Consider the following 12,636-nt stretch of genomic DNA (forward strand, 5'->3'; position numbering starts at 1 on the left):
ATCGGCGATCCGTCCATCCTGACGCGTGGTCAGCCGGCGAGGCTCGTCACGTAAGTGACACGCAATTGCCATCCGCGCGTCGCGAAGGGGGCGGAAAGAGACGCCAGGAGATCTCATTCGGAGCTTACCCATGTTCTTCCGGCCGTCCGCCACCTCCCTCGTGTCCGTCGTGGCGCTGCTCGCCGCGTCGCCCACGCTTGCGGCGCCATTTTTCGACCGCGTCGCGAGCTTTCCTGTCGCTCTCAACCTTCCCGCCGGCACCGATCCCGCGACGCCGACATCGGCCGAGATCGTCGCCGCCAGCGGCGACGGCATGACGCTCGTCTACAGCGACAGCCCGAACCGGGCGATCGGCTTCGTCGACATCACCGACCCGAAGGCGCCGAAGCCGCTCGGCAGCCTCGGCTTCGACGGCGAGCCGACATCGGTCGGCATTCTCGGCGCCACGGCGTTCGTCGGCGTCAACACCCGCGAGAGCTTCACCGAGCCGACCGGCCGCCTCGCCGAGGTCGATATCGCGACCCGGACCGAGCGCGCGAGCTGCGATCTCGGCGGCCAGCCCGATTCCGTCGCCGTCGCCCGCGATGGCAGCTTCGTCGCCGTGGCGATCGAGAACGAGCGCGACGAGGACCTGAACGACGGCGCCCTGCCGCAGATGCCCGCCGGCTATCTCGCGATCGTGCCGCTCAAGGGCGGCGCGCTCGACTGTGGCGGGCTGATCAAGGCCGACATGACCGGCCTCAGCGGCGTCTCGCCCGAGGATCCCGAGCCCGAGTTCGTCGACATCAATGCCAACGGCGAGATCGCGGTGACGCTTCAGGAGAACAACGCCGTGGCGATCCTTGATCGCACCGGCAAGGTGCTGTCGCACTTCTCCGCCGGCAGCGTCGATCTCGACGGCATCGACGCGAAGGACGACGGCGCCCTCGTCTTCACCGACAGCCTTGCCGGCGTGCCGCGCGAGCCTGACACCGTGCAGTGGATCGGCACCGACCGCCTCGCGGTGGCGAACGAAGGCGACTGGCAGGGCGGCACCCGCGGCTGGACGATCTTCACCCCGGCGGGCGAAGTCGCCTACGACAGCGGCACCAGCCTCGAGCGTGCCATCGTCGAGATCGGCCACTACCCGGACAAGCGCTCCGACGCCAAGGGCGTTGAACCCGAAGGCCTCGAAGTCGCCCGCTTCGGCGACCAGGACTACGCCTTCGTGCTCTCCGAGCGCGGCTCGGTGGTCGCGGTCTACCGTCTCGGTGACGGCGAGCCGGTCCTCAGCCAGATCCTGCCCTCGGGCATCTCACCCGAAGGCGCCGTGGCGATCCCGTCGCGCAACCTGCTCGTGACCGCGAACGAGACCGACCTCGTGGAGGACGGTGGTGCGCGCTCGCACGTGATGCTCTACGAGCTCGCCGACCGCGAGGCCCCGGCCTATCCGACGATCACCTCCGCCGGGGCCCCGGAGCTCATCGGCTGGGGCGCCCTCTCGGGCCTTGCCGCCGATCCGGCGACGCCGGGCAAGCTCTACGCGGTCAGTGACAGCTTCTACGGCGCGCAGCCGCGCATCTTCGAGATCGACGCGACCACGACGCCCGCCCGCATCGTGCGTGCCATCGACGTGACGCGCGACGGCGCCCCGGCGCAGAAGCTCGACCTCGAAGGCATCGCCCCCGACGGCGAGGGCGGCTTCTGGCTCGCCAACGAGGGCGACCGCTCGAAGCTTGTCCCGCACGCGCTGCTGCACGTCGACGCGAACGGCGCCATCGAGGATGAGATCGCCCTGCCGGCCGAGCTTGCCGGGGCCGAGACGCGCTTCGGCGCGGAAGGCGTCGCGGTGATCGGTGACACGATCTGGCTGGCGATGCAGCGCGAGTGGAAGGACGACCCCAAGGGCGAGGTGAAGCTCCTCGCCTATCGCCCCGAAAGCGAAAGCTGGGGCGCGGTGCGCTATCCGCTCGACGCGGCGCCGGACGGCGGCTGGATCGGGCTTTCCGAGCTTGCCGTCCACGGTGACGCGCTGTTCCTGATCGAGCGCGACAATCAGATCGGCGCGGCCGCGAAGGTGAAGCAGATCACCAGCGTCCCGGTCGCCGAGCTGAAGCCCGCGCCGCTCGGAGGCGAGCTTCCGGTGGTCTCGAAGCAGGTGGTCCGCGATCTGCTGCCCGATCTCGCCGCGACGGGTGGTTATGTGGTCGACAAGGTCGAGGGCTTCACCATCGACGCCGGCGGCAATGCCTTCGCCGTCACCGACAATGACGGTGTCGATGACAGCTCGGGCGAGACCCACTTCCTGCGCCTTGGCGGCGCCTCGGCGATGTGATCGCCGTCGGCCGGTCCTGGCGTCGTGCCGGGACCGGCCATCACCAATCTCAGGCGCGCACCCGCTGCGGGCCGAGCGGACCGTAGTCGAATTCCGCCGTTGCCGGGCCGAAGCGGCGCAGGGCGTTCGGCGCATCGAACGCGTCCAGGCGCATCTCGATCAGGACCAGCCGGTCGGCATCCTCGGCGAGGGAGAGCGCGTCATCGAGTTCCGCCTCGGTGGAGGCCACCCGCACGTGGAAATTGCCACGATCCGTCAGGACACCCGGCAGCCCGGCGTAGTTCCAGTTCGCCACGTCGTTGTAAGCGTCGGTCATCCCGAGGATGAACCGCTCAATGGTATAGCCGCGGTTGTTGAGCACGAAGATGATCGGCTTCTGGTCAAGGCGCAGCAGGGTCGAGAGCTCCTGCGCGGTGAGCTGGAACGAGCCGTCGCCGATGAAGAGAACCTGCCGCCGGTCCGGCGCCGCGAGGCAGGTGCCGAGCGTCGCGGGCAGGGTGTAACCGATCGAGCCCCAGATGTTGCTGGCGATGTAGGTCACATCCGCCGGCAGGACTTCGCGGCCGAGCCCGATGTTCGAGGTGCCGGATTCCGCGAGCACCACGTCGCCCGGCCGGATGAAGTTCGCCATGCGCGGCCAGAGCCGGGCCTGCGTGAGCGGCACCGGGCCGCCGAACGACGCCTCGGCATGGGCATTGCGCTGGTTGCCCGAGCGCGGCCGGGCCGACGCCGGAAGGCAGGCCAGGAAGGCGCGGAGCAGCGCCTGCGGCTCGACGCCATAGTAGACCTGACCTTCGATTTCGACCGAATGCGATCCGAGAAGGACGCTCGCCTGCGGCAGTTGCGCCGTGAAGTGACCCGAGTTCACCTCGATGAACCGCGGCGCCGCAGCGATCAGGCAATCGGAGTTCTCGACGAGCGCCCGCGTCTCCGCCGTCGAGGCCGCGCCGCCGTAGAGGCCGGCCGACAACTCGTGCGCCTCGGGCAGGATCGCCTTGCCGGTCGAGAGCGCCGCAAAGCGGGTTCCCGTGGCCTCGGCAAGCGCCAGAAGCTCGCTCGCGTAGCCGAACCGCTCCGCGTCCATGTCGACGAGGATCGCCGGCGCCGAGGCGGCGTCCCAGAGCCGGCCGAGGTGCGCAAGCGCGGCCTCGAGCCGCTCGTCGCTCGACATCCGTCCGACGAGCAGCGGGCCGTCCGGCGCGTCGATCTCCACATGCGAGACGTCGGAGGGAAGCTGCAGGTAGACTGGCCGGCGCGCCTCGATCGCGGTGCGGATCACCCGGTCGATCTCGGCCGCGGCGGTCTCCGGCGTCAGCCGGGCCTGCGCGGCGGTGAACTGGGCAACGGCGATCAGCACGTCGGCGTAGTCGCCGGTGCCAAGCGTATGGTGCAGCGGCACGCCCTTGCGCATCTTTTCGAGCGGCGGCGCGCCGGTGATGCAGATCACCGGGACATGCTCGGCCGCCGCGCCCGCGATGGCACAGATCGCGCTCAGGTCGCCGACGCCGTAGGTGAGCAGCAGCGCCGAGGCGCCGCGCAGCCGCGCGTAGCCGTCGGCGGCGTATCCGGCATTCAGCTCGTTGCAGCATCCGACGAAGGCAAGGCCGCCGTCGCGGCCGATCTGGTCGAGGAACTGGAGATTGAAGTCGCCCGGGACGCCGAGGACGTGGCCGACGCCCGCCTCCTTCAGCCGCGAGATCAGGAAGTCACCAACCGTCGTCTTCATCTCTCATCCTCCGCAGCATCAGCGATCGCCCCATCATGCCCCCGAACCCGCACAAGAGGGTTGCAAAGTCGGCCACCTCCGGCCGACAATTCGCACAGCTTACGCACTATTTCCTGTTGAACGCATGGAAGCCGCATGGACAGCTTTGATACCGCGATTCTTCGAGCATTGCAGCGCGACGGCGCGATGACCAACGGCGCCCTCGCCGAGGTCGTGCATCTCTCGCCCTCGCAATGTTCACGGCGCCGGCAGGCGCTCGAGGCGGCCGGGATCATCGAGGGCTACGCCGCGCGGCTCGACCGCCGCAAGCTCGGCTTCGGGCTGAACGCCGTGGTGCGGGTGAACCTTGAGGGCCACGGTCAGGACACGGCCCGTGAGTTCGCGGATTTTCTTCAGCGCTGCGACGAAGTCTTGTCGGCGCATTCGGTGTCAGGCGACGCGGATTTCGTGCTCTACGTCTGCACGCGCGATCTCGACGCGTTCGCGGCATTGGTCCACGACCGGCTCTTGCCGCATCCGCTGGTGCGACAGATCCGTTCCGAGATCATGCTCAAGACCATCAAGGAGAGCCGCGAGCTTCCGCTCTGACCCCGCGCTCGCGCAGCGCCTGCCGCGTCAGGCCGCCAAGCTCGCTCGCCGTGCCGGGCCGGCCGAAGAGCGCGCGATCGAGCCGTTGCAGCGCCGCCGATCCGGCGGGGGCGATACCTCGGGCCGAGAGCAGCGCCAGCAGCGCCCGGCGGGCACCCACCGGATCGCGTCGCGCCTCCGCCCAGCGCAGGGCGAGTGCCGCCCGCTGCGCCCTGCCCCAGCGGCGCAGGCGTCCGACGGCGCCGCTGCGCCCCACGCCAAGCGTCGGCACCAGCGCGAGGGCGCCGACGACGGCGCCGAGCGCCAGCCCGACCGGGACGGCGCGCCGGGCCACGAGACCGGGCTCCTTCGGCAGGGCCGTGCCCTCGAAGGCGATTTCCGCGCCGCGCAGCATCTCCTCGCGCCAGACCCGGCTGCCGGTGTCGAACCAGGCGACGGGGATGTTGTCGAGTTCGGCCGGCACCGTGCTTTGCGGCTGCATCCGGTAGCGCCAGATCACCTTGGAGATCGGCCCGTCGGCGGTGCGCTCGACCGTGCGCTCCTCGCCGTCGATGAAGCTGAAGAGATTGCCCGCCGCCATCTGCGGAGCGGACGGCAGCGCCTCCGGCGGAAGGCCTGCGACCTCGAGGGTCACCGTCCGCCGCGTCCAGTCGCCCGCCACGATCCGGTCGGGCGCGGGTTCCCATTCGTCGGTCATCCGCACGGCGCGGGCGGGCATCCAGAACGGCTGGCGCAGACCGATCGCGACTTCCGGCGGCAGCGGCGGCTCGGCGACCTCGAAGGCGACGGGCGTGGAGGCCGCGTCGATCGTCATGCGCTGCCCGCCCGAGCCGGCGAAGATCAGATGGTGGGTGATCGGCCCGATTTCCTGCTTGCCGGGCTCCTGCGGGAAGAACGCGAAGCGCACCTCGAAGACGTGGGCGTTGCGGTTGTCGATGCGCTCCTCGGTCCATTCCGGCGCGCCGAGCTGCATCCAGCTCCAGCCCTTGAAGGGCGGGACGGCGAGCGTCTCCTTCGCCACGTTGCCGACGTATTCGCCGCGCAGGGTGGCGAGCACCATCTCGCCGAGCACCGGCCCACCCCGGGGCAGCGCGTCCGGGAGGAGAGCGAGCCTCACCTCGGGCGGCCAGCCGGTTTCGGCGACCACCGGCCGGGGCATGACGGCAAGCGCCGCGAGGAGCAGGAGGGCGAGGCGGATCACCATGGGTCTCCCGTCGGGGCAGGCAAGGTCCCCTCGCTCTCGCGCTGTTCGTGCTCGGCGGCGATACGGGCCTTCAGATAGCGCCCGGGGTCGTCGGGAATCGAGCGCAGCCAGTCCCTCGTCGCCTCGACCGACTGGATCGAATCGCTCGGGCGCGGCAGGCGCGGGCGCGCGCGCATCAGCGCCTGAATGTGCATCTCGTAGGTGCCGGGGTTCGTCGCGGCGACCTTGGCGTTGGCGACGCCGACCTTGCCCCAGACCCCACCGCCATCGCCGCTCTTGCGCTCGATGAAGCGCTCGAGCAGCACCCGATTCGCCCGCGCGTCGGAGTCGGTCGGATCGCTGTAGAGCACCGCGTCGAAGTAGTCCGCCGCGAGCGCATAGCGCCCGGTGAGCGCAAGCGTGTTGCCCCGGTTGTAGGTGGACCCGCGCCCCGCCGTCTGGAACACAAGCTCCGCCTCCGGGTAGCGTCCCGCCTCGTAGAGCGCGACACCGCGCCAGCGCGGCGCCTCGATGAGCTCCGCCGCGACGCCCGGCGCGCCTGCCCGGAGCGCGAGACGCCCCCACGCCGAGGGGCCGGCGGCAACGATGGTCGCAAGCGCCAGCACGACGCAGGCCATGGGCAGGATGCGGCGCAGCCTCATGCGCTCCTCCTGAAGAGGCCGAACGCGAGCAGGAGCGGCACCACCGCCAGCAGCCGGCCGTAGTCGTGCCATCCGAGGTGCCTGAGCGCGGCGGGTACCGTCACGCGGCCTCCTCCCGACCGAACGGCGGCAAGGAGTGGCTGGGGATCATCGAGGCTCGCGGCAACCCCGCGCCCGGCCCGCGCGATGGCGGCAAGGCCCGCGGGATCGCCGGGCGGCAGGTCGGACGGATGCTCGATCGGCGCGACGGCGAGCGTCGAGACCCGGGCACCCGCGGCGACGAGCGCCTCAACCGCCGGAAGCGCCTCGGCTGCGCCGCCGCCATCGCTCACCACCACCACGTCGCTCTTCAGCGTACCGGATTCCGCCAGCAGCCGCCCGGCCAGGTTGAGCCCGCAGGCGAGGCAGCTCCCGGGGTCGGGCACCGTCTCGCCGTCGAGCGCCGCGATCATCGGCCCGAGGACATCGCCGTCGGTGGAGAGCGCACTTCCGAGATAGGCGTCGCCTGCATACACGATGAGGCCCGCCGGCCGGGAACTCGCCGCCGAGACGATGAGCCGCGCCGCGTCCTCCGCCGCCGGGAGCGCACCGCCCATCGTCATGGAGCTGGAGACGTCGAACACGATGAAGAGCCCGTCGAGGTTGCGAAACGTCGGCGCGCTGCGATCGCGCAGCGCCGGCCCGGCGAGCGCCAGCGCCAGCGTCGCGAGGATCGCCGCCGGCAGGTATCCTGCCCGGCGGGCGCCGGGCAGCACGCGTCCGAGCCGCGCCATCGCCTGCAGGAGCACCGGATCCATCGCCGCGCCCCAGCCGGCCGGCGTGGTCGACCGCCGCTCCGCAAGGCGCGCGGCCGCGAAGACGACCGGCAGGGCCAGCAGCCACCAGGGCCGGAGCAGCGCGAGGTCGCCCCACGCGATCATGGCCGACGCCCTCCGCCCGCGAGCAGCAGCAGGCCAGCCGCGAAGGCAAGGCCGGCCGGCCAGGGCCAGAACGGCTGCTGGACCGCGACAGATGCGGCCTGATGGGCATTCGCTTCCATCCTGTCGATGTCGGCGCCCACGGCCGCGAGATCGGCGGTGGTGCGCACGCGGAAGGCGCCGCCCCCGGTGGTCGTCGCCATCTTCTCGAGCGTCCCGGCATCGACCGAGTCGCGGGTCGCCCCCGCCTCGCCGACCGCCGTCACCCCGAGCGCGATGGTGTGGACGCGGATGCCGAGTTCACTCGCGAGCCGCGACGCGCCGACCGGCGCCACGCGGCCGCTGGTGTCGACTCCGTCGGAGAGCAGCACAACCACCCGGCTCGCCGCATCGCCGGCCGCGAGCCGCTTCATCGCGAGGCCAAGGCCGTCGCTGATCGCCGTGGAGCGGCCCGAGATGCCGATGGTTGCCGCCTCGATCGCGTCGGCGACCGCCTCGGAGTCGTAGGTCATCGGCGTGGCGAAATACGGACCCTCGGCGAAGATCACGAGGCCCATGCGATCACCCTCGCGGCCACGGGCAAAGGCCGCGCCCACCTGCTTCACCGCGTCGAGGCGGCTCACGGTGTGGCCGTCGATCTCGAAATCCTCGTTCTCCATGCTGCCCGAGAGGTCGAGCACCAGCACGATGTCGCGCCCCGAGACCGGCAGCGCGCCGGTGTCGGTCAGACGCTGCGGCCCGGCCAGCGCGAGGACGAGGCACGTCCAGAGGATCGCCGGCAGCAGGACCGGCAGCCGCGCGGCGAGACCGTGGCGGCCGGCGTCACCCAGCTGCCGGGCGATCGTCGGCGGCACGAGCAGCGCGGCCTTCGCGTGGCGGACCGGCGGCAACAGCCGGCGGACGATGAGCGGCAGGGGCAGGAGGACGAGGGCTGCGGGCGTTGCGAGACTCCACATCGGCTCAGACCCCGAGCGCCCGGGCGAGCCGGCGCTCCTCGGCGTCGAGATCGAGGCTCTTCGTGTCAGGCCGATAGAGCCCGGCCTCGAGCGCCGGACGCGGCTCGGCCCCCGCCGGGAGTTCGCGCGCCGCGAGCCAGGCCAGCGCCACGTGCCGCTCCGCCGCGGCAAGCCGCCGGGTCGCGGCGATCTCGTCCCGGAGCCGGCGACGCGGATCGGCGCGCCGCGCGAGGACGAGGCGCAGCAGCCCGTAGACCGCGAGTGCCGCGAGCAGCCCGAGGCCGAAGGCGAGGAGCCCGTCAGCCCAGGCCTCCGCCTCGGTCGGGACCGGCAAGCGGATCGGGCGGAGTTGCGTGACGAGGTCGGCGGGATCCATGGCGCTTCAGCTCCACCCGTCGAAAAGATCCCAGGCCCGGGCAAGCGCGTCGCCATCAGCCCTCACGTCGACCTGCATCGCCGGGATGCCGACGCGGGCAAGCGCCTCGATCCGCTCCGACACGGGCTCGGGCCACCCGACCCGGCGGCTGCGCGCCTCAGCGGCGAAGGCGTAGGCGCCGGGCGGCGGCGCCAGCTCGAAGGCGTCCTGCACCAGCAGGAGCTTCAGCTGGCCGGCCCGGCCGAGCGAGCCCGCGAGCGCCTCGAACTCGGCGCCGGGATCGTCGAGGGCGGTCGCGAGGACGAGGCTTGCCCCGCGCGGCGCGAGCCCGAGCGCGGTTTCGAGCAGCGTGTCGAGCGTCGGCTCCGCCGCCGCCGCACCCGCAGCGGCGATCGCGGCGGCGTGGGCCTCCGCCAGACCGCCGGCAGCGGCGGCCATGCCCGCGAGGCGGCCACGCGGCGGCACATAGCGCATCTTGCTCGCAGCCAGCGCGAGCGACCCGACACGGCCGTCAGCCTCGAGCGCCCGCCAGCCGCCGAGCGCCAGCGCCTCGGCCGCCGCGACCGAGCGCAGCGCCCGGCGGGTGCCCCAGAGCATCGGCGCGCGGAAGTCGGCGACGAGGATCACCGTGGCGCCCCGCTCCTCGCGAAAACTTCGCACGTGCGGCGTCCCGGTGCGGGCGGTGACGTTGCGGTCGAGGTGGCGCACGTCGTCGCCCTCGACGAAGGGCCGCACGTCGATCGTCTCGAGCCCGGCGCCGCGCCGCCGTCCGGGAAACCCGGCCGGGCGCAGGTCGGGATGCCAGTGGCCTCCGCCGCCGGTACGAAGATGCCGGCGCAGCGCCAGCAGCCGCCCGGGCGTGACGTCGAGCGCCGGGTCGTCGGTGCCCGGACGGTCCACCGCCTGCATCACAGCGCCGGCACGCGCTCGACGAGCGTCGCGACGAGGCTCCGCGCGGTCACGCCGTCGGCCGCCGCGCGCCAGGTCGGCACCAGCCGGTGCGACAGCACATCCTGCGCCAGCTCGGCCACGTCCTCGGGCACCGCGAAATCGCGGCCATGCAGGAAGGCCCGCGCCCGCGCCCCGGCGGCGAGCGCCAGCGTGCCGCGCGGCGACACCGGATGCTGGATTGCCGCCCTGAGCTCCGGCAGGGTGTCGGCCTCGCGTGTCGCGGACACCAGCCGGACGATGTAGTCCTTGAGGGCCGGCGCCAGATGGACGGCCCGCACCTCCTCCCGGGCAGCGGCGAGGCCCCCCGGGGTCAGCCGCTCCACCGGACCATGGCGCGCCGCCCGCTCCTCGCTCTCGACGAGGTCGAGGATCTGGCGCTCCTCCTCCCGCCCGGGATAGTCCAGCAGGATGTGCAGCATGAAGCGGTCAAGCTGCGCCTCGGGCAGCGGGAAGGTGCCCTCGTGCTCGATGGAGTTCTGGGTCGCGACCACCATGAACGGATCGGGCAGCGCCCGGGTCTCGCCACCGACCGTCACCTGCCGCTCGGCCATGGCCTCAAGCAGCGCTGACTGAACCTTGGGTGGGGCGCGGTTGATCTCGTCGACGAGCACCAGCGAATGGAAGACCGGGCCGGCGACGAACTCGAAGGCGCCGCGATCGGGCTTCAGCACCAGCGTGCCGGTCAGGTCTGCCGGCATCAGGTCGGGCGTACACTGGATGCGCGAGAAGCTGACGGCGAGCGCGTCGGCGAGGAAGCGGGCGGCGCGGGTCTTCGCAAGCCCCGGCGGCCCCTCGAGCAGGATGTGCCCGCCGGTCAGGACGCCGATCGCCAGCCGCTCCACCAGCGACGCACGTCCGATGAGCCCCGCCTCGAGCCCGCGGACGAGGCCCCCGAGTTCAGTGCGTGCCCCGCTTGCCGGCATCCGGGTTTCCCGGCTGTCGTCCTCCATCGTTTTCCTCCCCTGAGGAAGCCCGTTTCCCCCAGCATCGCGGGAGTCGCTGGCGGAGGACAAGCCCTCCTTTGGGAGACATTGGTCGAATGAGGCTACTTGCCCTTGCCGATTCTCGGCTCGGTGCCGGCGGCGAGTCGACGGATGTTGGCGTGGTGCCGGACGAAGACGAGGACCGCGAGCGCCACGGCGAGCCAGATCGCGTCCGGGCGGCCGAAGAGCGCCAGCCAGAGCGGCGCCGAGGCGGCCGCGACAAGCGCCGCGAGCGAGGAGAAGCGGAACGCGACGGCGGTGGCGAGCCAGGTCAGGCAGGCGGCAATGCCGGCAGGCCAGGCGAGCGCCAGCAGGATGCCGAGGAAAGTCGCCACTCCCTTGCCGCCGCGAAAGCCGAGCCAGACCGGAAAGAGGTGGCCGAGAAACGCCCCGAGGGCCGCGACGAGCGCCGCAGGCTCGCCGGCGATGGCGCGCGCGACGAGCACCGCCACCGCGCCCTTGCCGCCGTCGAGGACGAGCGTGGCGAACGCCGCCGCCTTGTTGCCGGTGCGGAGCACGTTGGTCGCGCCGATGTTGCCCGAGCCGATCGAGCGCAGGTCGCCGAGCCCCATGGCCCGGGTGATGAGCACGCCGAACGGGATCGAGCCGACGAGATAGCCGAGGACGAGTGCGGCGAGGAAGGTGAGGCTCATGCGGCATCCCTCGTGAAGACGCGGTCCCCGCCGACCCAGGTCGCGAGCACCCGGCCCTGCATCCGGCGCAGGTCGTAGGGCGTGTTCTTCGACTTCGAGCGCAGCGTGGCGCGATCGAGGACGAAGGGCGTGTCCGGGTCGAAGAGCACGAGATCGGCCGGGGCGCCGGCTTCGAGCCGGCCGGCGGGCAGGCCGAGGAGCTTCGCCGGATTGAGCGCCAGCGCGCGCCAGAGGGCGGGCAGGGCCAGGTGGCCGGCGTGGTAGAGCTGCAGCGCCGCCGGCAACAGCGTCTCGAGGCCCACCGCCCCGGGGGCGGCTTCCTCGAACGGCAGGCGCTTCTCTTCCTCGTCCTGCGGCGTGTGGAACGAGCCCACCACGTCGATCTCACCGGCGGCGAGCGCCTCCACGAGCGCCATGCGGTCGTCCTCGGAGCGCAGCGGCGGGCGCAGCTTGAAGAAGGTCCGGTAGTCGCCGATGTCGAACTCGTTCAGCGTCAGATGGTGGATCGAGGCGCCGGCCGTCACCTTCAGCCCGGCGGCGCGCGCCCGGGCAAGCGCCGCGAGCGCACCCGCGGTCGAGATCTGGTCGGCGTGGTAGCGCACGCCCGTCGCCTCGACGAGGGCGAGGTCGCGCTCGAGGCCGATCCGCTCGGCGAGCGGCGAGACCGCGGGCAGGCCGAGCTGGCTCGCGAACTGGCCGGAGGTGGCGCAGGAGCCTTCGGTCAGGTGCGATTCCTGCGGATGCCCGACGACGAGCGCCCCGAGGCCGGCGGCATAGGTCAGGCAGCGCTGGAAGATGCGGGTGTCGCGAACCGCGCGGCCATCCATGAACGCAACCGCGCCGCCGTCCATCAGGAAGCCGATCTCGGTCATCTCGCGCCCGTCGCGGCCCTTGGTGAGCGCGGCCATGGGCAGCACGTTGACCGGGCTGGTCGCGACCGCGCGGCGCTGCAGGAATTCGAGCGTCTCGGGCGTGTCGATCGCGGGCAGCGTGTCGGGCCGCGTCACCATCGTCGTGACGCCGCCCGCCGCCGCGGCGGCGCCGGCGGTGCGGAAGCTCTCCTTGTGCCTCTCCCCGGGCTCGCCCACCTTCACGCCGATGTCGACGATCCCGGGCGCGAGATGCCGCCCGCCACAATCCTCGCCGGGCCGGGCGCCCTCGAAGACTTCCGCGATCAGGCCATCCCGGATCACGACGCCGCCCTCGAAGACGCGGTCAGCGGCGGGGTCGACGAGACGGGCGTTGGTCAGGGTCATCGGCGCTCCAGGCGCCTCGGCGACCAATTCGGCGAGGCGGGCCTCCGTGCGATCGCGCAGGGCCGCGAGCC

12 protein-coding genes are annotated in these 12,636 nt (G+C 72.2%); 2 read left to right on the forward strand and 10 right to left on the reverse strand.

Going from position 1 to position 12,636, the window contains the following annotated elements:
* Positions 1 to 130 precede the first annotated feature (130 nt).
* Positions 131 to 2,314 (forward strand): esterase-like activity of phytase family protein, encoded by a 2,184-nt coding sequence (locus tag HNP73_RS17705; RefSeq protein WP_184152923.1) that lies wholly within the window; start codon positions 131 to 133, stop codon positions 2,312 to 2,314.
* A gap of 49 nt (positions 2,315 to 2,363) precedes the next feature.
* On the opposite strand, the gene HNP73_RS17710 is transcribed toward HNP73_RS17705, so the two are convergent.
* On the reverse strand, positions 2,364 to 4,040 hold the full coding sequence (locus HNP73_RS17710) for an alpha-keto acid decarboxylase family protein (protein WP_184152926.1): 1,677 nt from the start codon (positions 4,038 to 4,040) through the stop codon (positions 2,364 to 2,366).
* Between the two features lie 135 nt (positions 4,041 to 4,175).
* Between HNP73_RS17710 and HNP73_RS17715 the strand changes: the two genes are divergently transcribed.
* Positions 4,176 to 4,628 carry an Lrp/AsnC family transcriptional regulator gene (locus HNP73_RS17715; protein ID WP_184152929.1) on the forward strand — a complete coding sequence of 151 codons (453 nt, stop codon included), beginning with the start codon at positions 4,176 to 4,178 and terminating at the stop codon, positions 4,626 to 4,628.
* Here HNP73_RS17715 and HNP73_RS17720 read toward each other — a convergent pair.
* From HNP73_RS17720 to pyrC, 9 genes are all read right to left on the reverse strand, one after another.
* The gene (locus HNP73_RS17720) at positions 4,600 to 5,832 is read right to left on the reverse strand and encodes a hypothetical protein (protein ID WP_221288812.1); all 1,233 of its coding nucleotides are present in this window, start codon (positions 5,830 to 5,832) and stop codon (positions 4,600 to 4,602) included. The two genes, HNP73_RS17715 and HNP73_RS17720, sit on opposite strands and share 29 nt — an antisense overlap.
* Positions 5,826 to 6,473, reverse strand: a complete 648-nt coding sequence (locus HNP73_RS17725; protein WP_184152935.1) for a hypothetical protein — start codon at positions 6,471 to 6,473, stop codon at positions 5,826 to 5,828. Before HNP73_RS17725 ends, HNP73_RS17720 begins: the two co-directional genes overlap by 7 nt.
* A complete protein-coding gene (locus HNP73_RS17730; protein ID WP_184152937.1) occupies positions 6,470 to 7,393 on the reverse strand; it encodes a vWA domain-containing protein in 924 nt (307 codons plus the stop codon). Before HNP73_RS17730 ends, HNP73_RS17725 begins: the two co-directional genes overlap by 4 nt.
* Complete coding sequence (locus HNP73_RS17735; protein WP_184152940.1) at positions 7,390 to 8,346, reverse strand: VWA domain-containing protein; 957 nt, start codon at positions 8,344 to 8,346, stop codon at positions 7,390 to 7,392. The genes HNP73_RS17730 and HNP73_RS17735 overlap by 4 nt, the downstream gene beginning before the upstream one ends.
* Positions 8,347 to 8,350: 4 nt before the next feature.
* Entirely contained in the window at positions 8,351 to 8,722 is a 372-nt protein-coding gene (locus tag HNP73_RS17740) for a hypothetical protein (protein WP_184152943.1), read from the reverse strand.
* Positions 8,723 to 8,728: 6 nt separating this feature from the next.
* Positions 8,729 to 9,631: a DUF58 domain-containing protein gene (locus tag HNP73_RS17745; RefSeq protein WP_184152946.1), complete on the reverse strand. Its 903-nt coding sequence runs from the start codon at positions 9,629 to 9,631 to the stop codon at positions 8,729 to 8,731.
* Entirely contained in the window at positions 9,631 to 10,596 is a 966-nt protein-coding gene (locus HNP73_RS17750; RefSeq protein WP_221288845.1) for an AAA family ATPase, read from the reverse strand. Before HNP73_RS17750 ends, HNP73_RS17745 begins: the two co-directional genes overlap by 1 nt.
* Positions 10,597 to 10,718: 122 nt before the next feature.
* A complete protein-coding gene (plsY, locus tag HNP73_RS17755) occupies positions 10,719 to 11,309 on the reverse strand; it encodes a glycerol-3-phosphate 1-O-acyltransferase PlsY (RefSeq protein ID WP_184152952.1) in 591 nt (196 codons plus the stop codon).
* Positions 11,306 to 12,565 (reverse strand): dihydroorotase, encoded by a 1,260-nt coding sequence (pyrC, locus tag HNP73_RS17760; RefSeq protein WP_184153847.1) that lies wholly within the window; start codon positions 12,563 to 12,565, stop codon positions 11,306 to 11,308. The genes plsY and pyrC overlap by 4 nt, the downstream gene beginning before the upstream one ends.
* Positions 12,566 to 12,636 lie beyond the last annotated feature (71 nt).

The sequence above is a fragment of the Amaricoccus macauensis genome (genome assembly GCF_014201905.1).
GTDB lineage: Bacteria > Pseudomonadota > Alphaproteobacteria > Rhodobacterales > Rhodobacteraceae > Amaricoccus > Amaricoccus macauensis.